This window comes from Natronomonas moolapensis 8.8.11, assembly GCF_000591055.1.
GTDB classification, from domain to species: Archaea; Halobacteriota; Halobacteria; order Halobacteriales; family Haloarculaceae; genus Natronomonas; species Natronomonas moolapensis.
This window is the reverse complement of sequence record NC_020388.1, coordinates 59,059-76,776: the sequence shown is the minus strand read 5'-3', so window position 1 is coordinate 76,776 and position 17,718 is coordinate 59,059. Positions and strand designations below refer to the sequence as shown.

The window sequence follows — 17,718 nt, the reverse complement described above, 5'->3', positions numbered from 1 at the left end:
GGACGGGTCGTCGGCTGCGGTCGATCGCTCCGTGTGTTCTCACTCCCCCGCCGCGTCCCGCTTCTCGCCGTCCCACTCCGCGGAGTTGTCCCGCGGTTCGTAGCCGAGGACGTCCTTCGCGCGTTCGAGGGAGTAGTATTTGCGGTCGTTGTCGGAGATGCCGTAGACGATCTCGTAGTCGTAGTCGGCCCGCAGCGCGCAGTCGTGGAGGTGCGCACAGTCCCGATAGGAGAGCCACATCGCCTGCCCGCGCTCGTAGTCGACCGGCGGGTGGTCCCGGGTGAGGTTGCCGATCCGGACGTTGCAGACGTCGATGCCGTACTCGTCGTGGTAGTACCGCCCGATCGTCTCGCCGGCGGCCTTCGAAACCCCGTAGTGGTTGCCGGGGCGGGGCAACTCGGTGCCGTCGAGCAGAAAGTCGTCGTCGGTCCGGTAGAGGTCGGGTTTGCGCTCGGTCTCGAAGTGGCCGACAGCGTGGTTCGAGGAGGCGAAGACGAAGCGCGGGACGCCCGCGTCGACGGCGGCGTCGTAGAGCAGTTTCGTGCCGTGAATGTTGTTCTCGAGCACCGAGTCCCACGGGGCGTCGCGGCGGGGGTCGCCGGCGAGGTGGACCACCGCGCCGACGTCCTCGCAGGCCTCGGCGACGAGGGCCTCGTCGGTGACGTCGCCGACGAGGTACGGGTGGTCGGGGTCGAACGGCGGCGGGTTGTGAAACAGGTACCGCCACTCGTACTCGTCGGCGAGCCCCTCGCGGATGGCCGTCCCGACCGATCCCTTGGCCCCGGTGAGCAACACGGTCTCGTCCATGTGGACGATGGAACGCGACAGCCGGGTAAGAAACGTGCGGTTCGCCCCGGGAACGGCGTGTCCTCCGGAGTGTTCGAGCTGGGGGTCGCGAACCGGAGCGGAGTGATTTATACGCTCGGGGGCGCTTTCGTCGGTGTGACCGAGAGATCGCCGCCCGACACCCCGGACGAATCGAAGGCTGTATCTCCCCCGGAGGACGAGCCGCCCCGCGACGGGATCGTCAGCGTCCGGACGGCCCTCCTCGGCATCGGTTTTATCTGGCTGGCCGCGGTGTCGACGTTCGGCGCGGCCGGTGCCGCGATCTACGGCGTCCGAACGTCGTCAGGGTATCTCTTCGTCGCCGCGCTCGCGGCGGCGATCGCCGTCACCGCCGGGTCGGGTGCGCTCCGGACGTTCGGCTACCGCTAGTCCGCCTCCTCGCCGTTCACGCGAACCGTCAACACGGGCGTGTCGGCCCCGCGGACGACACGTTCGGTGACGCTCCCCAGGAGGTACCGATCGAGACCGCTTCGGCCGTGGGTCCCCATCACGATCAGGTCCACCCCCTCCTCGTCGGCGTACTCGAGGATCGACTGGTGGGGCGTGCCGTCCTCGAGGGCGGTCTCGACCGAGACGCCGGCGTCGTCGGCCCGCTGTCGGATGTCCGAGATGGCCTCCTCGCCGATCTCCCGAAGTCGGGCCTCGACCTGCCCGTCCATCATCTCCGGGGCGTAGGGGATGTCCTCGACGACGAAGAGGACGTGCAGTCGGGCGTCGGACTGGGCGGCCAACCCGATGGCCTGTTCGACCGCACGGCTGTTCCCCCGGCTTCCGTCCGTCGGCAGCAGGATTCGGTCGTGCATACACGGGAAATTCCCCCAGCGGTACAAAGAACTACCCCCGTCGTCGCAGCCGCTGGGACACGGCCGATCGCATCGTCGCAGCCGCTGGGACACGGCCGACCGCATCGTCGCAGCCGCTGGGACACGGCCGCCCCGTCGCTACGCGCCCCCGTTCACGCGAGCAACTCGGCGTGTTTCTCCCGGAGTTTCGAGAGCTTCGGGTTGACGTTGACCGTACAGTAGGTGTCAGAGGGGTTCTTATCGAAGTAGTCCTGGTGGTACTCCTCGGCGGGGTAGAACGTCTCGAGCGGTTCGACTTCGGTCACGATGTCGTCGTCGTACAGCGGTTCGAGTTCTCCGATGACCGATTCGACGACCCGGCGTTGCTCGTCGTTGTGGTAATACACCGCCGACCGGTACTGGCTGCCGACGTCCGGGCCTTCGCGGTTCAGCGTCGTCGGCGTGTGGATCGTAAAGAACACTTCGAGCAGATCCCGGAAGGCGATCGTCTCGGGGGCGAACGCGACCTGGACTACCTCGGCGTGGCCGGTCTCGCCCCGACAGACCGCCTCGTAGCTCGGGTCCTCGACGTGGCCGCCGGCGTAGCCGGAAGTAACCGACCGGACGCCGTCGAGTTCCTTCAGTACGGCCTCGACGCACCAAAAACAGCCGCCCCCGAGCGTCGCGGTTTCGAGTTCGTCGTCGTGGCTAGCGTCAGACATACCTCCGTTTGGGGTTCGAGGGGCTTGAATCGTCGCCTTGGGCCGCACGAACAATCCGACGGCCGATCGAGTCCCCGTCTTCGCTGTCGATTCTCGATCGGAGCCGCTCATACTGACAGACAAACGAATATACACACGACGCACGAGGATCACGCCGTTCGACGGAGCGACCGGCGGCTCACTCGTGAGTCGGTGTTATTTGATTTCGTCCACCAGTATCAGTCCCCCTCGGAGTCGCCCGGCAACGCGACGACGGGGCACTCCGCCTCGGTGACGAGCCGCAGCGATCGGTCCCCCGAGAGGAACTGGAGGAGGCGGTTCCCGCCGCGGGAGCGGTAGGCGACGGCGCTGGCGTCGACCGCGGCGGCGGCCTCGAAGATCGCACCCACCACGTCGCGGGCGTAGGCGGTGTGGTCGTCGGCCTCGGGAAAGACCGTCCGGACCGCGGCGTAGGACGCTTCGGCGAGTTCCTCGGACTGTTCGACGGGCGTCTTGTCGGGGGTGCCACCGCCCTTCTCGACGACGTGGAGGACCGTCACCCGGCCGGGATCGTGGGGTTCGAGCGCCCGCGCCGTCGCCAGCGCGTCCTCCTCGGTCGCGACCGGCACGAGAACGTGTGCGAGCAGTCCCCCGCCGTCGGCCAGGGTGGTCGTCATGACCGGCGTCTACCGCCGCGGGATTTATAAACCTTCGACTGCGGGCCGCGGCCAGCCGTCGGGGGTGTTTAGCAATATATAAATCAGCCGCACCGGAACGAACGCCTATGTTTTTCCGCCGTCGTCTCCCCGCCGAGTGGACGTTCGACCGCCGGCACGCGGGTGAGATCGAATGAGCGACGAGGAACTCGCAAAGGACCTCGGCCCGCTGGCCGCGCTCACCATCGGCGTCGGAACGATGATCGGCGCGGGCATCTTCGTCCTCCCGGGAACGGCGGTGCTTCGGGCCGGTCCCCTCGCCGCGGGGACGTTCGTCCTCGGCGGCGTCATCGCGCTGTTTACCGCCCTCTCGGCCTCGGAACTCGGCACGGCGATGCCGAAGTCCGGCGGCGCGTATTTTTATATCAACCGCGCGCTCGGGCCGCTGTTCGGCTCGATAAGCGGGTGGGCCAACTGGCTCGGCCTCGCCTTCGCCTCGGCGTTTTATATGTACGGCCTCGGCGAGTACGTCAACACCCTCGTCGGCGCGCCCGCGCTGTCGGTCGGGCCGCTGTTTCTCGAGGCTGCACAGGTGATCGGTCTCGTCGGCGCCCTGTTGTTCGTCGCCGTCAACTACGCCGGAGCCAAGGAGACCGGTGGCCTGCAGATTGTCATCGTCCTCCTGTTGTTGGGTATTCTCGGGCTGTTCACCGCCATCGGCCTGCTGAACGCCGATCCGGCCTCGCTGCGCCCGCTGGCCCCGGCCGGCGCGACCGGCGAGGTGCTGCCCGTCACCGCCATCGTCTTCGTGTCGTATCTCGGCTTCGTCCAGATCACCTCGGTCGCCGAGGAAATCAAAGATCCCGGTCGGAACCTCCCTCGTGCGGTCATCGGGTCGGTCGTCCTCGTGACCGTCGTGTACGGGCTGTTCTTGCTCGTGCTGTTGGCGGCGGTGCCGAACGACCTCGTCGCGGGCAACGATACGGCCGTCGTCGACGCCGCCCGGCTGCTGTTCGGTCAGTACAGTCTCCTCGGGGTCGAGTTGGGTATCGTCGGGTGGGGGTTGTTGCTGTTCGGCGGCCTGCTCGCGACGGCCTCCTCGGCGAACGCCTCCATCCTCTCGTCGTCCCGGATCAACTTCGCGATGGGGAGAGAGCGGATCGTCACGCCCAGTCTCAACGAGATCCACGAGCGCTTCGGTACGCCGTATAAATCGATCGCGCTCACCGGCGCGCTCATCATCGTCTTTCTGCTCGGCGGCAACCTGGAACTGCTCGCGACGGCTGGGTCGGTGCTGCACCTCATCGTCTACGGGCTGTTGAACCTCGCGTTGATCGTGATGCGCGAGGCCGAGCCGCCGGAGTACGACCCCGACTTCGAGGTGCCGCTGTACCCCGTCGTCCCGATCGTCGGCGCGGTCTCGTCGTTCGCGCTCATCGCCTACATCGAACCCCGCGTGATCGTACTCTCGGGCGGGCTGGTCGCCTTCGCAGCGCTTTGGTACGTTCTTTACGCCCGGACTCGCGTCGAAGCCAGGGGCGTCCTGGGCGGGTGGATCCTCTCGCGCTCCGAGGACCTCCCCGACGCGGCCGTCTCGGCGGCGACCTCGGTTCAGCCGGAGGGCGACGACTATCGCGTGATGGTGCCGCTGTCGAACCCCGCCACGGAAAAGCATCTGATCACGCTCGCCTCCGCCATTGCGAGCCAACACGACGGGACGGTCGTCGCGGTCAACATCGCCAACGTCCCCGACCAGACGTCCCTAGAGGCCGCCCGCGACCGCGGTGCCCACGACGCCGCCGGCGACCTCCTCGAGCGCGCACAGACTGACGCCGAGACGTTCGGCGTCGACGTCGAGACCCACGTCGTCCTCTCACACCGGACCTTCGAGGAGATCTTCGACGCCGCCCGCACCTACGGCGCGGACGTCACGGTAATGGGCTGGGGCGAGAACGCCCACGGCTCGCCGGGGCGGGCGGAGTCGGCCATCGACGAGCTCGCGTACTCGCTGCCGTGTGACTTTCTCGTCTTCCGGGACCGCGGCTTCGACCCCTCGCGGCTGCTCGTCCCGACCGCGGGCGGGCCCGACTCGGAGCTCTCGGCCGCCGTTGCTCGTACCCTCCGGGCGGAGTTCGGCTCGGAGGTGACGCTTCTGCACGTCGCCGACGACGAGACAGAAGGTCGGTCGTTCCTCGAGTCGTGGGCTGACGAACACGGCCTCGGGGACGCCGAGTTGCTGGTCGAGACCGGCGACGTCGAGACGAACATCGCCCGCGCCGCCGAGGACGCGAGCCTGCTCGCTATCGGCGCGACCGAACGCGGGCTGCTCTCGCGGCTCGTCCGGGGCTCGCTCGTGTTGGACGTCCTCTACGACGTCGAGTGTTCGGTGCTCCTGGCGGAGAAAAAACACGACCGTGGAATCAAAGAGCGTCTCTTCGGCGCCGGCGCGCGCGCCGACGGCGGCGGCGCCGGGAACGAGGGAGGCGCTGGGGACGAGAACTGACGCGCGCCGGTGGGAGGACGACCCGTCGGGATCAGGAGGTCGTAAAACCCGCCGACCCGTCGTACTCCTCTAGGACCCACTCGAGTTCCTCGATCGCACGGAGGACGGCCACTTCGGCAGCGTCCTCGTACTCCGAAGACGGCGGGTCGTAGTCGTCGTACTCGGCTTCCAGTTTCTCTATCCGCTCGCGGATATCGGCCTCGGTGCGCATACCCGACCCGACCGGCGGAGGCCCCTTTGTGTTTGCGGCACGCGCCGGCGTGGATTCCGGGCCGCCCCCGCAACGACAAAACGGCTGGAGCCCCAACCGGAGGTATGGACTCGAAGCTACCGCAGACCGACGCCGAGTGGCGCGAGGTTCTCACCGACGAGGAGTACCGGATCCTCCGCGAGCAGGGGACCGAACCGAAGTTCTCCGGGGAGCATCTCGGCGCGGACGCCGACGGCGTCTACCGGTGTGCCGGTTGCGGGGCCGAACTGTTCGACTCGGAGACGAAGTTCGACTCGAACTCCGGGTGGCCCTCCTTCTACGACGCCGAGGAAGGAGCCGTCGAGTTGCGCGAGGACCGCAGCCACGGCATGGTCCGGACCGAGGTCGTCTGCGCGCGGTGTGAGGGGCACCTGGGGCACGTCTTCGAGGACGGGCCTGACCCGACCGGACAGCGCTACTGTATGAATTCGGTCGCTCTCGAGTTCGACGACGAAGCCTGAGTGGGACCGCGAAAGTAATCCGAAAGTAAAAATAAACCGACCGACAAGGGCCGGCACGGATGGCAACTCACGACGGGGCCGGGATGACCCGGCGCGATCTCTTCCGTGTCGGTGTCGGTGCGGCGACGGCCACGGCGGCGGGCGCGGCCGGACCGGCCCACGCACAGGAGGAGTTCGACTACGGCGGCTGGTTCGAGGACGCGAACAACTACGGCGGGACGGTCGACGCGACCGGCGAGGACGAGGTCGTCGTCGAGGTCGGGGCCGGCGACAACGGCCTCGCGTTCGCCCCGCCGGCGATCCACGTCGACGCGGGGACGACCGTCGTCTTCGAGTGGACCGGCGCGGGCGGCGTACACAACGTCACCGAACGGGAGTCCGGGCAGCGATACGAGAGCGACCTCGCCGGCGAGACCGGCACGCGCTACCCGTTGACCTTCGAGAGCGACGGTATTTCGAAGTACGTCTGTACCCCACACGCGAGCGTCGGGATGAAAGGCGCCATCGTCGTCGGCTCCGGGGAGGGCGTCCCGGACGTCTCCGTGGGCGAGATGAGCACCGGGGGCTCCGGGTCCGGCGGCGGCGGCTCCGAGGGAAGCGAAAGCGGGTCCGGCGAGGACTCCGGGTCCGACGGCTCCGGGGGAAGCGACGAGGAGGCCCCGCCGGCGATGCAGGGCGACAACGGCGTCTTCGCGCTGTTCGGGCTTTCGGCTGTCGTCGCGTTCCTCTCGCCGTTCGCGGTGATTCTCTTGATGCGCCGCGACGACACGACAGAGGCCTGACGACACCGGGAGCGTCGGCTCCGCGGTCGGCGTATTCCGCTCCGCTACGGCACACACATCCCGGTCCCCGGCCCCCTGACGACGCGGGTCGCCAGGTGGATTTTATACTGGCGGCCGTAACGGAAACCCATGACCGGACTCGACCTCGACGCCGAGCAACTCGACCGCTACTCCAGACATATCATCATGGACGATGTCGGCCCCGCGGGCCAGGCCCGGCTGCTCGACTCGTCGGTCCTCTGTATCGGGGCCGGAGGGCTCGGGTCGCCGATCGTCCAGTACCTCGCGGCGGCCGGCGTCGGTACCCTCGGAATCGCCGACGACGACGTCGTCGAGCGCTCGAACCTCCAGCGGCAGGTCATCCACGGCGACCCCGACGTCGGCCGCCCGAAGGTCGACTCCGCCCGCGAGTTCGTCGAACGACAAAACCCCGACGTGACGGTCCGGACCCACGAGTGCCGGGTCGAGGCCGACAACGTCGAGGACCTGCTGGGGGCGTACGACGTCGTCGTCGACGGCTCCGACAACTTCGCCACCCGATACCTCGTCAACGACGCCTGTACGCTCGCGGGCGTCCCCTTCGCGCACGGTGCGATCCTCCGCTTCGAGGGGCAGGTAACGACGTTCGAGGCCAACGAGGGCGGCCCCTGCTATCGGTGTCTGTTCCCGGAGGCCCCCGAGCCTGGCACCGTCCCCGACTGCGCGACTGCGGGCGTGTTGGGCGTGCTTCCGGGCACCGTCGGCTGCATGCAGGCGACCGAGGCCGTCAAACTCCTCCTGGAGTACGGCGAGACGCTCGACGGACGGATGGTATTTTACGATGCCGCCGATATGACTTTCAGGGAGATCGCCGTCGAACCCCGTCCCGACTGCCCGGTCTGCGGCGACGGCGGGATCGACTCGATCCACGACGTCGAGTACGAGGACACCTGTACGGTCTGATCCCCCGACTCCGACCGGCGCGAACGCGGCCTCCGGGGGGCGGCCGGACGGGAACTATTTGTCCCCGCGCGCCCGATTGTAGGGCGTGCAGGAGTACGAACGAAAACAGCTCCTCGAACGGATCGGCCGGGAGGGGTCGACGCTCGGGGTCGACATCCCAGAGTGCATCGAGATCCAGGGCGAGGAGGTACAACTCCAGGAGTTCGTCTTCGAGATCAAGCGCCGCGAGACGGTCCCCGCGGGCGAACGCGACCGCGTCGAGCGGGCCAAGCGCAACCTGCGGCGCGAGCGCCTCGAACGCAAGGAGCTGATCGAGGAGGGCGCAGTCGGCTTCGAGGAGGGCGAGCGCATCGCCCGCGCGGTCATCGGGATCGACCGGGCGCTCGAGGCCCTCGAGAGCCTCGGCCCCGAGAGCGTCGAGGCGGAGGCGAAACGGCAGGAGGCGGCGGACACGAAACGCTGGATGGACTTCCTGAAGAAGGCCCTCGGCCACGACGACGGCCCGGAGGTACGGGGGCGGGGGCCATGAGGCGGCCGAGCGAACGCGGGGGGGCGGCGGCGTGAGCGAGAACGCCGCGGTCGCGGCGCTCTTCGAGGAGATGGCCGACCACCTCGAGGCGCGCGACGTCGAGTACAAGCCCAACGTCTACCGCCGGGCAGCCGAGAGCATCCGGGGCCACACCGTTTCGGTCGAGCGCCTCCACGAAGCCGGCGGCGAGGACGCCATCGCCGAGATCGACGACGTCGGCGAGGCGATCGCCGCAAAGACGGCCGAGTATCTCGAGACGGGCGCGATCGCGGAGCTCGAAGAACTCCGGGAGGGAATGCCCGTCGAGATGGGCGCGCTCACGGCCGTCGAGGGCGTCGGCCCCAAGACCGTCGGGTCGCTGTACGAGGCGCTCGGGATCGAGACACTCGAGGACCTCGAGGCGGCCGCCGAGGCCGGCGAGATCCGGAGCGTGAAGGGCTTCGGCGAGACGACCGAGGCGAACATCCTCGAGCGGATCCCCTTCGCCAGGGAGGCCAGAGCCCGGAGCGTACTCGGCGACGCCCGCCCCGTCGCGGATCGCCTCGTCGAGTTCATCGGGGACCTCGACGCCGTCACCGCCGCCGAGACGGCCGGATCGATCCGGCGGTGGCGACCGACGATCGGCGACGTCGACATCCTGGCAGCGAGCGAGGACGGCGAAGCCGTCGTCGAGGTGTTCGCCGACTGGGACGGTGCGGACTCGGTGATAGAGGCCGGGGGCAACAAGGCCTCGATCCGCGCCGACGGCGAACGCGTTGATCTCCGGGTCGTGGTCCCGGGGGAGTTCGGCGCGGCGTTGCAGTATTTTACGGGCAGCAAGGCCCACAACGTCGCGCTCAGGAACCGCGCGGTCGAGCAGGGGCTGAAAATCAACGAGTACGGCGTCTTCGACGTCTCCGGGATCGACGATCCGGACGCGGGCCAACGCGTCGGAGAGCGGGTCGCGGGCGAGACCGAGGCCGGCGTCTACGGCGCTGTCGGGCTCGAGTACGTCCCGCCGGAGCTGCGCGAGGACCGCGGCGAGATCGAGGCGGCGGCCGAGGGCGCGCTCCCGGAGCTCGTCGGGACGACCGACGTGCGCGGTGACCTCCACCTCCACACGAGCGCCTCCGACGGGACCGCGACGGTCGAAGAGATGGCCGCGGCGGCCGCCGAGTTCGGCCACGAGTACCTCGCGGTCGCGGATCACGCGACCGGGCCGGGGATGGTCGGCGGGGTCGGGCTGGACGACGCCGAGTTGCTCGAGCACGCCGACGCGATCCGGGCGGTCGACGACGGCGCGGCGGTCGACGTTCTCGCGGGCGTCGAGGCGAACATCGGTTCGGAGGGCTCGATCAGCGTCGGCGAGGACGTCCTCGAGACGCTCGATTGCGTGGTCGCCTCGCCGCACAGCGGCCTGGACGGCGACGGGACCGACCGCCTCGTGGCCGCGGTCGAACACCCCGAGGTCGACGTGCTCGGCCACCCGACGGGCCGGCTGTTGAACCGACGGCCCGGCCACGACGTCGACATCGAACGCCTCGCGGCGGCGGCCGCCGATACCGGGACCGCCCTCGAGATCAACGCCGACCCGAGGCGACTCGACCTGCGCTCGGGTTACGTCAAGGCCGCCGTCGAGGCCGGCGCGACAGTCGTCATCAACACCGACGCCCACGGGACGGGCGCGTACGCGAACGTTCGCTTCGGCGTCCACACTGCTCGCCGCGGGTGGGCAGAGCCGACGGACGTGTTGAATTGCTGGGACGCGGCTGGCGTCCGCGAGTTCCTCGGATGACGGGGGAGGGACCCGTCGCTCGGGAGGAGGGAGCGATCCGTCCCGAGACCGATCGATTGTTGCTCGACGTCATGCTCGGTTCGCTGGCTGTCTACCTCCGGGTCTGTGGGTACGACGCCGCCTACGCCCTCGATCGGGGGCTGGAGGCGGACGACCGTATCGCGGCCCTCGCCGGGGCGGAGGGCCGCCGGCTGCTCACCCGGGACGTCGAGTTGGCCGACAGCGTCGAGGGGGCGGTGCTGCTCGCCGAGCGGGACCTCGAGGCCCAACTCGGCGAGCTCCGGGCGGCCGGCGTCGAACTCGTTCCCGACGAGGAGCCATCCTACTGTGGTCGGTGCAACGGCTCGCTGGAGCCGGTCCCGGCGGAGGCCGACACGCCCAGCTACGCCCCCGATCCGGGGGGGACCGACTGCTGGCGCTGTCGCTCGTGCGAGCAGCTGTTCTGGCGGGGCAGCCACTACGAGCGGATGAAATCGGTTCTCGAGGCGTAGCGGTTCCCGGAGGCCGGCTCAGTTGGTGTTCGGCGACCACTCCTCGCAGGCGTCCATGTTCGTCATCGTCTCGCTGTGGCGCCCGCAGTACGGTACCAGCCCCTCCTCGGTTCTGACGTACCGAAAGTACGCACAGTTGCCGCAGTACCGGTCGCTGATCGGTTCGACCGATCCGTCCCCATCGTCGAGGAGTTCGGCGTCGTCGGAAAAGCCGGGCTCGCGGATCGAGGACTCGCTGTCGACGCCTCCGTCGGTCGAGTTCGCCGCCGCGACGCCCGAGCCGCGTTCGGTCCCGGTGCCGGTACCGGGTCGAGACGCGGTCGATCCCCCGTTCGGAACGGAGCGGTTCGTCTGGGTTTTCGTATCGCCGTCGGGCGTCGCGCCGAGCACCCCGATCCCGCCGAGTTTTCCCCGGAGTTCGTCGTTCGAGACCTCGACGACTCGCGTTTCGCCCCCTTTGGTGATCTCCAGCGAGACCGTCCCGCCGGGGTCGTTGCGCGCTTTGAAGTTGGCGGCGGCGGAGAACAGACACCAACTGGTAACGATCGCGCCGACGAAGTACGTCGCCGAAACGACGAGCGTCATCGTCGTGTCGCCGGAGCCGCCGACCCAGTCGATCGGGTACCAGCGGGCGAACATCCCGACACCGACGAGACAGACGAGCGCGCCGACGGCGGCGGTGGCCCGGAGCCGCCGCGACGCCCGCGGGAGCGCGACCATCGTCCCGAAGAGGACTGCCGGAAGCCCGAGACCGCCCAACACGCCGGCCAACTCGCGCGCGCCGAACTGATCGAGCCCGAGGGACGCGCCCAGGTCGGTCGAGGCGACGACGAGACCGGCGGTGACGAGTACCGCTCCGATCCCGAAGAGCACGACACCGGCGTACAGCCGCCGGAGGCCGGCCCCGCCGCCTCCCCTGTAGACCTCCGTGAGGCTAGCCATACCGGATCTACTTTCCCGACCCACAAAACACTATGTCAGACGCCCGCAAGACGGAATATCGACGGGGGACGGAGCCTACGGCGCCCGGATCCGTTCCTCGGCGGCCGCGAGAGCCGCCTCGCGGTCAAAGGAGTCGACGATCGACGAGAGCGTCGACTCGTCGGCGTCGGCCAACTCCCTCGCGTGGTCAGTCATGTTCGGCACCGCCCGGATCAGATTGTCGATTATCGGGACCGCCGCCGACCGCGCCGATCGGGACATCGGGTTGAGGTCGACGACGAGTTCCGTCTTCCCCATCGCGGCGAGCGCCTCGGCGCGGTCGCCGTCCTCCAGAGGCACCAACACGACGTCCGCCGACCCGATTCCGTCCGCGTCGACCTTCGCGCGCTCGTGATCGAGGCCGGGAATGCGGCCGTCGGCCGTCGTCCCCTTGACCCCCTCGGCGCCGTGTGCGTTGAGGTGTTCGACGATCCGTTCGATCCGCTCGTCGGTTCGGTTGAACAGGTTGACCTCGATGTCGGCCCCGGTCGCCGCCGCCAGCGCAACGGTTTCCTCGGGGGCGAGCGCGGCGACGTTGCCGTTGACCGAGAGGACGGCGTGGTCGGCACGGAGCAAGTGGGCGGCCGCGGCGCGTTCGGCGTCGTCGGCGCTCGGGATCGTCTCCTCGCCGAGCAGGTAGTCGAACGCCTCGCCGCGGCCCTGGGCGATGAGTCCCTGTCGGGAGGTGAGACCGCGGTCGACACCCGCCTCGATGCGGTGCCGCGTCAGAAGCGACTCGTATCTGGGGTGTGATTCCGGGATCTCCGGGGCGGTCATACATTCCGATGGGGGACCGCGGATCAAAAGGCTCCCGCTCGCTCCCCGAACCGAACCGTCCGGTTTTATTTTTCGTCGCCGGAACTCGCGGGTATGGACACGGACGAACTGCGGGAGACGCTCGGGGACACCGGCCTCGCCGGGGCCGCGCTCGCCTGTCTCGGTCTCGTCGTCGTCGGGCGACAGAACCGCCGGATCGCCGTCGGCGCGGCCGCCGTCGCCGTCGGTGCCGGGCTGGTCGCGTACGGCCTCGTCGGCTCGTTCCTGGAATCGATGGGGATGAGCTACGAGGACCTCTAGAGCTCGAACCCGTGGAGGCGGGACTCAAGTTTTATACATTCGTCACGGTCACGTGTCGATAATGGGACTCCAATGTTCGCTCCTCGGCCACACGTTCGAGGACGCCGGGGTAGAGCGCGAGCGCGAAGAACAGGGCAGCGAGGTGATCACTACCGAGCGGGAGGTCGAACGCTGTCGCCGCTGCGGTACGGAACGCGTCGTCTCCGAGAGCACGGAGGTCGCAGCCGTCGTCGACGCCTCGGACGTCGGCCTCGAGGCCGAATCGGGGTCCGAGTCGGACGGGAGGGAGCGAGAGGCGGGTGCGGACTCGAACGGGTCGGACGCCGACAGCGGCATCGCCAGCGCGGTCGAACGCAGCGGCGTCGGTGCGGCGGAGGGAAAGGCGGACCCGGACGAGGGAGGGATCGATGCGACCCCGCCCGGAACCGCGGCGTCGGACGAGTTCGGGACCGACGGACCGACGGCGTCGTCCACAGCGCCCGACCCGAACGCGGACGCAGACGTAGGCGAGAACACCGACTCCGGGGGACCCCCGGATCCGGATGCGGAGGACGCCGAGATTCTAACCGACGACGGCGACGGCGGCGAAGACGTGGACCCGGCCGAGCGAAAACCCGGCGAGTGGCCCGGAGGCGCCGGGGGCACGAACGCAGGCACGAGCGCGAACGCGGACGCCGCCGACAGCGTCGGCGCCGAGGGTCCGGCGGAGACGCCGCCCCCCGGGGAGGAGTCGCTGTCGGGGATCACGGTACCGGAGGGGGCGATTGCCTGTCCCGACTGTTCGTTCCGGGTCGAGGCCGACTCGGGGTATCGGGCCGGCGATCCCTGCCCGGACTGTGGCGCGTGGCTGGAGGCCGAACGAAACCAGTAAACCCCCGGATTCCGATACCCCCGGTATGGAAGAGTACAAGATGCGACGCGGGGAGTATTTAGAGGAGCGCGTCCCCGACCTGGAGGCGACCGTCGAGGAATACTTCGGACCGATCACCGGCACCGAGGAGTTCAACGACAGCGACCTGTACGTCGTCGGCGACCCGGACAATCCGGTGTTCACCCGGATCGTCGCGGGCGCAGTGTCGTACTCCGGAAAGAAGGACAAACTCGCCGTCCACTTCGAGGAGCGCGACCTCGAGTCGCTGATGGAGACCGGCGACGTGGATTCGGCGGGCGACGCCAACGACGCCAAAAACGACTTTCTGTTGGAGTGTACCGGCCGCGACGCGAAATCCCGCCGCGAGTCGATGAAACGCGCCGTCGAGGACGACGCCGAGACGCCCGACAACGTATAACGGACGCCACCCCGGTCGGTCTCGACGCCGACCGCGACATCGGGACGGCAACTGCACGCGGTCGGTGCGACCCGGACATCGGGGCGGGTGCCCGGTCGGGACGCCCCGAGGCCCCAATGGTTTTGCGCTCCGGGAACCACCATCGGGTATGACACTCGCGTTCGACCCGGCGGAGATCGACCCCACAGACATCGGTGAGAAGGAGGCCACCCTGGAGATGGCCCACGAGGCGGCGATCGAACACGTCCGGGAGACGGCCGAGGCGGCCGGGTTCGGCGTCCCCGTGGAGTTTTCGCCCTCGGAGTTGCTCAACGAGAAGGTCGACGCCGACCGCGATCCCTACTACGTGCTCGGCGCGTGCAACCCCGATATGGCCGACCGGGCGCTCGACGAGACGCTCAAGCAGGGTGCGCTGTTTCCCTGCAACTTCGTGATCTGGCAGGAGGAGCCCGGCCTCCAGCGAGTGTATCACGTCTCGATTATGAAGATCGCCCGCCTCGTCGGGATCGCGCCCGAGAACGACGTCTGGGCGTCGATCGTCGAGGACACCGGTGAGTTCGTCGAGACGTTCTTCGAGGAACTCTGAGGGACGCCGGCGTAGCCCGATCCCGGGATCGGCGGAACGCACGACTTTTGAGCCTCGGCGCTCAAACGTGGGCAACGAATGATATCGAAGGGCTGCGAGCAGTGTGCCAAGGGGGGAAAGATGGTGCTTTTCGTCTACGGCTACTGCGACCAGCGTGACTGTTTCTATTGCCCGCTCGGCGAGAACCGAAAGAACGTCACGCAGGTGTACGCCAACGAGCGGCCCGTCGAGAGCGACGCAGACGTCATCGAGGCGGCCAAGCGGATGGACGCCCTCGGCACCTCGATCACCGGCGGCGAACCACAGGAGGCGATGGAGCGGACCTGTCGGTACCTGCGGCTCCTGAAAGAGGAGTTCGGCGAGGACCACCACACCCACCTCTACACCGGAATTACGGGCGGCCGCGAGAACATGCGGCGACTGTCGGAGGCCGGCCTCGACGAGATCCGGTTTCACCCCCCGCTGGAGCAGTGGGGCGAGCTACACGGCACCGAGTGGGAGGAGATCCTCCACGTCGCCCGCGAGGAGGGACTCACCCCCGCCTTCGAGATCCCCGGTATCCGTGCCGAACCCGAGTTCCTGGAGTTCCTCGACGAGGGCGCGGCCGAGTTCTGTAACATCAACGAGTTCGAGATGTCCGACGGCAACTACCGTCGGATGCAGGAGGCGGGCTTCGAACTGAAAGAAGACCACATGAGCGCCGTCGAGGGCTCTCACGACATCCTCGAAGAGATGGGCGACCACGAGAAGGTGTATTTCTGTACGAGCGTGTTCAAGGACGCCGCCCAGCACCGCTCGCGGCTCAAGCGGATGGCCGAGACCGTGGGCCGGGCGTTCGACGAGACCACCGACGACGGCACCCTCGTCTACGGGAAAGCCTGGACGAGTGAAGCCCGACTCCGCGAACTCGGCGTCCCCGAGGAGTTCTACGCCGTCAAGTCCGAGCACGTCGAGTTGGCGTGGTGGCTCCTAGAGGAGATGGTCGAGGAGGGCGACGTTCAAAAGGGCGAGATCGTCGAGCAGTACCCGACCTACGACGGGACGGTCGTCGAGCGGACGCCGCTGTCGAACGGGACCGGAAGCGATCGGGCCACGGCCGACGACTGAACGTACCGTGTCAACACGCGCCAACCTATAAGGGGCCTGTGGGCGTGGGAGTCCACATGGAGACGTCCGAGCGGCCCACGTTCGAAACCGAGGCCGGCGAGGAGATCTACCGCTACGTCGAGCGACACGGAACGGCGGCTCGCCACCGGGTGCGAACGGTGACCTCGTTGCCGCCCGAGACGTTCCAGGACGCACTCAAGCAGCTGAAGGATCGCGGGTACCTCGAGGACGACGGCGGGACGCTGCGGGTCGCCTTGGAGGTCGGCTCCGTCGAGGCGTACTCGAGTGACGGCTTCGAGTACGTCGTCCGCCCGGCGAGGCAGTCCGATTTCGAGGGATTGATCGACACGATCCGGGACGTGACCGCCGAGGACACCTACATCGTCGCCGAGTCGATCGCCGAGCAACTCCTGTACGAGGACGCGGTCAACCGTCACAACACCGCTGAATCGCGCGTCTTTTTTGTCGCAACAGTCGAGGGCGACGTCGTCGGGTGGTCCCACCTCGATCTGCCCCAACTGGACAAACTCAAGAGCACGGCCCAACTGACGGTCGGCGTCCAGGAGGCGTTCCAGGGGCGCGGCGTCGGGAGCCGACTCGTCGAGCGGGCGCTGGAGTGGGCCGAGGCCAACGGCTACCGGAAGGTGTACAACAGCGTTCCGACCACGAACGACGAGGCGCTCGATTTCTTGGAAAACCGGGGCTGGGAGACGGAGGGCGTCAGGAAGGACCACTACACGATCGGCGACGACTACGTCGACGAGGTCATGCTCGCGTACACGTTTTGAGCAGTCCTTCCGAAGCGACAGACCGACGTGGGACCCCGCCGAATCCGGCGTATGGACGACTACGAGCGGCCGCCTTTCTTTCACATGATGGAGTACGCGGCCGACGCCGACCGCGACGTCGTCGACATGGTCTCGGGGAACCCCGACTGGGAACCGCCCGAAGCGATCCGGAGCGGGCTACAGCGGTACGCCGAAGGGTCGGTCGAGACGTTCCAGTACCCGCCCAGCGAGGGGCTATATGACCTCCGGGCGACCCTCGCCGAGCGCCACGACGTCGGCACGGAGCGCGTCGTCATCACCAACGGCACGGCCGAGGCGAACTACCTGGCGATGGCGACCGCGCTCGAAACCGGGTCCGGCGGGGAGATCGTCATGGCCGATCCGGTGTACCCGTACTACCACAAGCGGACCCGGATGCTCGGCGGCACCCCCCAGTTCGTCCCGGTCGAACCCGACGGGACGCTCGCTCCCGCGGCGGTCCGGCGGGCGGCGGGCGAGGACACCGCCGCCATCGTCGTCAACTCGCCGAACAACCCGACGGGAGCCGTCTACGGCGAGGCGTTGAAGCGCGAGCTCGCCGCCGTCGCCGACGAACACGACGCGCTGTTGATATCCGACGAGGTGTACGAGCGATTCGTCTACGACGAGGGGGCATTCGGGAGCGCCCTCGCCGTCGACTCGGAGAGCGTCGTCGTCACGAACGCGTTCTCGAAGTCGATGGCGATCACGGGGTTTCGGGTCGGCTACGGGATCTTCCCCGAGCGGCTCGCCGACGCGGTGCGGACCCGACACATGCTCGTCAACGTCGCCGGATCGCGGCCGGCCCAGCGAGCCGTGCTCGACGCCATAGAGGCGACGCCGGAGTCGTACTACGAGCACAACCGCGACCGCCTCGGCGACCGGATCGCGACGTTCTGTGACGCCCTCGACGACGCGGGTGCGGCGTACACTCGCCCACAGGGAGGGTTCTACGTGATGGCGCGCTTCGAGGGCTACCCGGGGACGCTCGAGAACGCCGAACAGTTGATCGACGAGGCCGGCGTCGCCGGGATGCCGGGGGACGCCTTCGGCGACTCGCGGGCGTCGTGGTTCCGGTTCGCCGTGGTGACGCCGCGGGCGGCCGAGGCCGCCGAGCGCCTCGCGACGTACTTCAGCTGACCGCCTCCGATTTCA

Annotated in this window: 22 protein-coding genes; 15 read left to right on the top strand and 7 right to left on the bottom strand. The window is 68.4% G+C overall.

Annotated features, from left to right (window positions below; all coding sequences use genetic code 11):
- Positions 1–39: 39 nt before the first annotated feature.
- Positions 40–807: an NAD-dependent glucose-6-phosphate dehydrogenase Azf gene (gene azf, locus NMLP_RS00380; RefSeq protein WP_015408136.1), complete on the bottom strand. Its 768-nt coding sequence runs from the start codon at positions 805–807 to the stop codon at positions 40–42.
- Between the two features lie 135 nt (positions 808–942).
- On the opposite strand from azf, the gene NMLP_RS00375 reads away from it, so the two are divergent.
- Positions 943–1,215 carry a hypothetical protein gene (locus NMLP_RS00375; RefSeq protein WP_152024077.1) on the top strand — a complete coding sequence of 91 codons (273 nt, stop codon included), beginning with the start codon at positions 943–945 and terminating at the stop codon, positions 1,213–1,215.
- Here NMLP_RS00375 and NMLP_RS00370 read toward each other — a convergent pair.
- The 3 genes from NMLP_RS00370 to NMLP_RS00360 form a co-directional block, all read right to left on the bottom strand.
- Positions 1,212–1,649, bottom strand: a complete 438-nt coding sequence (locus NMLP_RS00370; protein ID WP_015408134.1) for a universal stress protein — start codon at positions 1,647–1,649, stop codon at positions 1,212–1,214. The genes NMLP_RS00375 and NMLP_RS00370 overlap by 4 nt on opposite strands.
- A 152-nt stretch (positions 1,650–1,801) precedes the next feature.
- Positions 1,802–2,350 carry a peptide-methionine (S)-S-oxide reductase MsrA gene (gene msrA, locus NMLP_RS00365; RefSeq protein WP_015408133.1) on the bottom strand — a complete coding sequence of 183 codons (549 nt, stop codon included), beginning with the start codon at positions 2,348–2,350 and terminating at the stop codon, positions 1,802–1,804.
- A 218-nt stretch (positions 2,351–2,568) separates the two neighbouring features.
- Positions 2,569–3,006 (bottom strand): universal stress protein, encoded by a 438-nt coding sequence (locus tag NMLP_RS00360; RefSeq protein WP_015408132.1) that lies wholly within the window; start codon positions 3,004–3,006, stop codon positions 2,569–2,571.
- A gap of 172 nt (positions 3,007–3,178) precedes the next feature.
- On the opposite strand from NMLP_RS00360, the gene NMLP_RS00355 reads away from it, so the two are divergent.
- Positions 3,179–5,488 carry an amino acid permease gene (locus NMLP_RS00355; protein WP_015408131.1) on the top strand — a complete coding sequence of 770 codons (2,310 nt, stop codon included), beginning with the start codon at positions 3,179–3,181 and terminating at the stop codon, positions 5,486–5,488.
- Between the two features lie 31 nt (positions 5,489–5,519).
- Here NMLP_RS00355 and NMLP_RS00350 read toward each other — a convergent pair whose 3' ends face one another.
- Positions 5,520–5,699 carry a hypothetical protein gene (locus tag NMLP_RS00350; RefSeq protein ID WP_015408130.1) on the bottom strand — a complete coding sequence of 60 codons (180 nt, stop codon included), beginning with the start codon at positions 5,697–5,699 and terminating at the stop codon, positions 5,520–5,522.
- A 104-nt stretch (positions 5,700–5,803) separates the two neighbouring features.
- Between NMLP_RS00350 and msrB the strand changes: the two genes are divergently transcribed.
- The 6 genes from msrB (at position 5,804) to NMLP_RS00320 (ending at position 10,717) form a co-directional block, all read left to right on the top strand.
- On the top strand, positions 5,804–6,199 hold the full coding sequence (gene msrB / locus NMLP_RS00345) for a peptide-methionine (R)-S-oxide reductase MsrB (protein WP_015408129.1): 396 nt from the start codon (positions 5,804–5,806) through the stop codon (positions 6,197–6,199).
- A gap of 59 nt (positions 6,200–6,258) precedes the next feature.
- Entirely contained in the window at positions 6,259–6,981 is a 723-nt protein-coding gene (locus tag NMLP_RS00340; RefSeq protein WP_015408128.1) for a halocyanin domain-containing protein, read from the top strand.
- Positions 6,982–7,110: 129 nt separating this feature from the next.
- Positions 7,111–7,923 (top strand): SAMP-activating enzyme E1, encoded by an 813-nt coding sequence (ubaA, locus tag NMLP_RS00335; RefSeq protein ID WP_015408127.1) that lies wholly within the window; start codon positions 7,111–7,113, stop codon positions 7,921–7,923.
- A gap of 85 nt (positions 7,924–8,008) precedes the next feature.
- A complete protein-coding gene (locus tag NMLP_RS00330; RefSeq protein WP_015408126.1) occupies positions 8,009–8,452 on the top strand; it encodes a DUF5788 family protein in 444 nt (147 codons plus the stop codon).
- Between the two features lie 31 nt (positions 8,453–8,483).
- The gene (locus NMLP_RS00325) at positions 8,484–10,226 is read left to right on the top strand and encodes a helix-hairpin-helix domain-containing protein (RefSeq protein WP_015408125.1); all 1,743 of its coding nucleotides are present in this window, start codon (positions 8,484–8,486) and stop codon (positions 10,224–10,226) included.
- Entirely contained in the window at positions 10,223–10,717 is a 495-nt protein-coding gene (locus tag NMLP_RS00320; RefSeq protein WP_015408124.1) for a Mut7-C RNAse domain-containing protein, read from the top strand. Before NMLP_RS00325 ends, NMLP_RS00320 begins: the two co-directional genes overlap by 4 nt.
- An 18-nt stretch (positions 10,718–10,735) precedes the next feature.
- Here the strand turns inward: NMLP_RS00320 and NMLP_RS00315 are convergent, their stop codons facing one another.
- Complete coding sequence (locus NMLP_RS00315) at positions 10,736–11,659, bottom strand: DUF7139 domain-containing protein (protein WP_015408123.1); 924 nt, start codon at positions 11,657–11,659, stop codon at positions 10,736–10,738.
- A gap of 75 nt (positions 11,660–11,734) precedes the next feature.
- Complete coding sequence (locus NMLP_RS00310) at positions 11,735–12,475, bottom strand: 4-phosphopantoate--beta-alanine ligase (protein WP_015408122.1); 741 nt, start codon at positions 12,473–12,475, stop codon at positions 11,735–11,737.
- 93 nt (positions 12,476–12,568) lie between these two features.
- On the opposite strand from NMLP_RS00310, the gene NMLP_RS00305 reads away from it, so the two are divergent.
- The 7 genes from NMLP_RS00305 to NMLP_RS00275 all read left to right on the top strand — a co-directional run bounded on the left by NMLP_RS00305 (position 12,569) and on the right by NMLP_RS00275 (position 17,703).
- A complete protein-coding gene (locus tag NMLP_RS00305) occupies positions 12,569–12,775 on the top strand; it encodes a DUF7470 family protein (protein WP_015408121.1) in 207 nt (68 codons plus the stop codon).
- Positions 12,776–12,836: 61 nt separating this feature from the next.
- Entirely contained in the window at positions 12,837–13,646 is an 810-nt protein-coding gene (locus tag NMLP_RS00300) for a DUF7093 family protein (protein ID WP_015408120.1), read from the top strand.
- A 25-nt stretch (positions 13,647–13,671) separates the two neighbouring features.
- Complete coding sequence (locus NMLP_RS00295) at positions 13,672–14,064, top strand: DUF5611 family protein (protein WP_015408119.1); 393 nt, start codon at positions 13,672–13,674, stop codon at positions 14,062–14,064.
- A gap of 148 nt (positions 14,065–14,212) precedes the next feature.
- Positions 14,213–14,650 (top strand): DUF302 domain-containing protein, encoded by a 438-nt coding sequence (locus NMLP_RS00290; RefSeq protein ID WP_015408118.1) that lies wholly within the window; start codon positions 14,213–14,215, stop codon positions 14,648–14,650.
- A gap of 78 nt (positions 14,651–14,728) precedes the next feature.
- Positions 14,729–15,757: a radical SAM protein gene (locus tag NMLP_RS00285; RefSeq protein WP_015408117.1), complete on the top strand. Its 1,029-nt coding sequence runs from the start codon at positions 14,729–14,731 to the stop codon at positions 15,755–15,757.
- 56 nt (positions 15,758–15,813) lie between these two features.
- Positions 15,814–16,545 (top strand): GNAT family N-acetyltransferase, encoded by a 732-nt coding sequence (locus tag NMLP_RS00280; RefSeq protein WP_015408116.1) that lies wholly within the window; start codon positions 15,814–15,816, stop codon positions 16,543–16,545.
- A 51-nt stretch (positions 16,546–16,596) separates the two neighbouring features.
- Entirely contained in the window at positions 16,597–17,703 is a 1,107-nt protein-coding gene (locus NMLP_RS00275; protein WP_015408115.1) for a pyridoxal phosphate-dependent aminotransferase, read from the top strand.
- Positions 17,704–17,718: the final 15 nt, after the last annotated feature.

Coding starts and splice junctions, on each gene's coding strand:
- azf (WP_015408136.1), bottom strand. CDS start 807: ATGGACGAGACCGTGTTGCTCACCGGGGCCAAGGGATCGGTCGGGACG.
- NMLP_RS00370 (WP_015408134.1), bottom strand. CDS start 1,649: ATGCACGACCGAATCCTGCTGCCGACGGACGGAAGCCGGGGGAACAGC.
- msrA (WP_015408133.1), bottom strand. CDS start 2,350: ATGTCTGACGCTAGCCACGACGACGAACTCGAAACCGCGACGCTCGGG.
- NMLP_RS00360 (WP_015408132.1), bottom strand. CDS start 3,006: ATGACGACCACCCTGGCCGACGGCGGGGGACTGCTCGCACACGTTCTC.
- NMLP_RS00355 (WP_015408131.1), top strand. CDS start 3,179: ATGAGCGACGAGGAACTCGCAAAGGACCTCGGCCCGCTGGCCGCGCTC.
- NMLP_RS00350 (WP_015408130.1), bottom strand. CDS start 5,699: ATGCGCACCGAGGCCGATATCCGCGAGCGGATAGAGAAACTGGAAGCC.
- msrB (WP_015408129.1), top strand. CDS start 5,804: ATGGACTCGAAGCTACCGCAGACCGACGCCGAGTGGCGCGAGGTTCTC.
- NMLP_RS00340 (WP_015408128.1), top strand. CDS start 6,259: ATGGCAACTCACGACGGGGCCGGGATGACCCGGCGCGATCTCTTCCGT.
- ubaA (WP_015408127.1), top strand. CDS start 7,111: ATGACCGGACTCGACCTCGACGCCGAGCAACTCGACCGCTACTCCAGA.
- NMLP_RS00320 (WP_015408124.1), top strand. CDS start 10,223: ATGACGGGGGAGGGACCCGTCGCTCGGGAGGAGGGAGCGATCCGTCCC.
- NMLP_RS00315 (WP_015408123.1), bottom strand. CDS start 11,659: ATGGCTAGCCTCACGGAGGTCTACAGGGGAGGCGGCGGGGCCGGCCTC.
- NMLP_RS00310 (WP_015408122.1), bottom strand. CDS start 12,475: ATGACCGCCCCGGAGATCCCGGAATCACACCCCAGATACGAGTCGCTT.
- NMLP_RS00305 (WP_015408121.1), top strand. CDS start 12,569: ATGGACACGGACGAACTGCGGGAGACGCTCGGGGACACCGGCCTCGCC.
- NMLP_RS00300 (WP_015408120.1), top strand. CDS start 12,837: ATGGGACTCCAATGTTCGCTCCTCGGCCACACGTTCGAGGACGCCGGG.
- NMLP_RS00295 (WP_015408119.1), top strand. CDS start 13,672: ATGGAAGAGTACAAGATGCGACGCGGGGAGTATTTAGAGGAGCGCGTC.
- NMLP_RS00290 (WP_015408118.1), top strand. CDS start 14,213: ATGACACTCGCGTTCGACCCGGCGGAGATCGACCCCACAGACATCGGT.
- NMLP_RS00285 (WP_015408117.1), top strand. CDS start 14,729: ATGATATCGAAGGGCTGCGAGCAGTGTGCCAAGGGGGGAAAGATGGTG.
- NMLP_RS00280 (WP_015408116.1), top strand. CDS start 15,814: ATGGAGACGTCCGAGCGGCCCACGTTCGAAACCGAGGCCGGCGAGGAG.
- NMLP_RS00275 (WP_015408115.1), top strand. CDS start 16,597: ATGGACGACTACGAGCGGCCGCCTTTCTTTCACATGATGGAGTACGCG.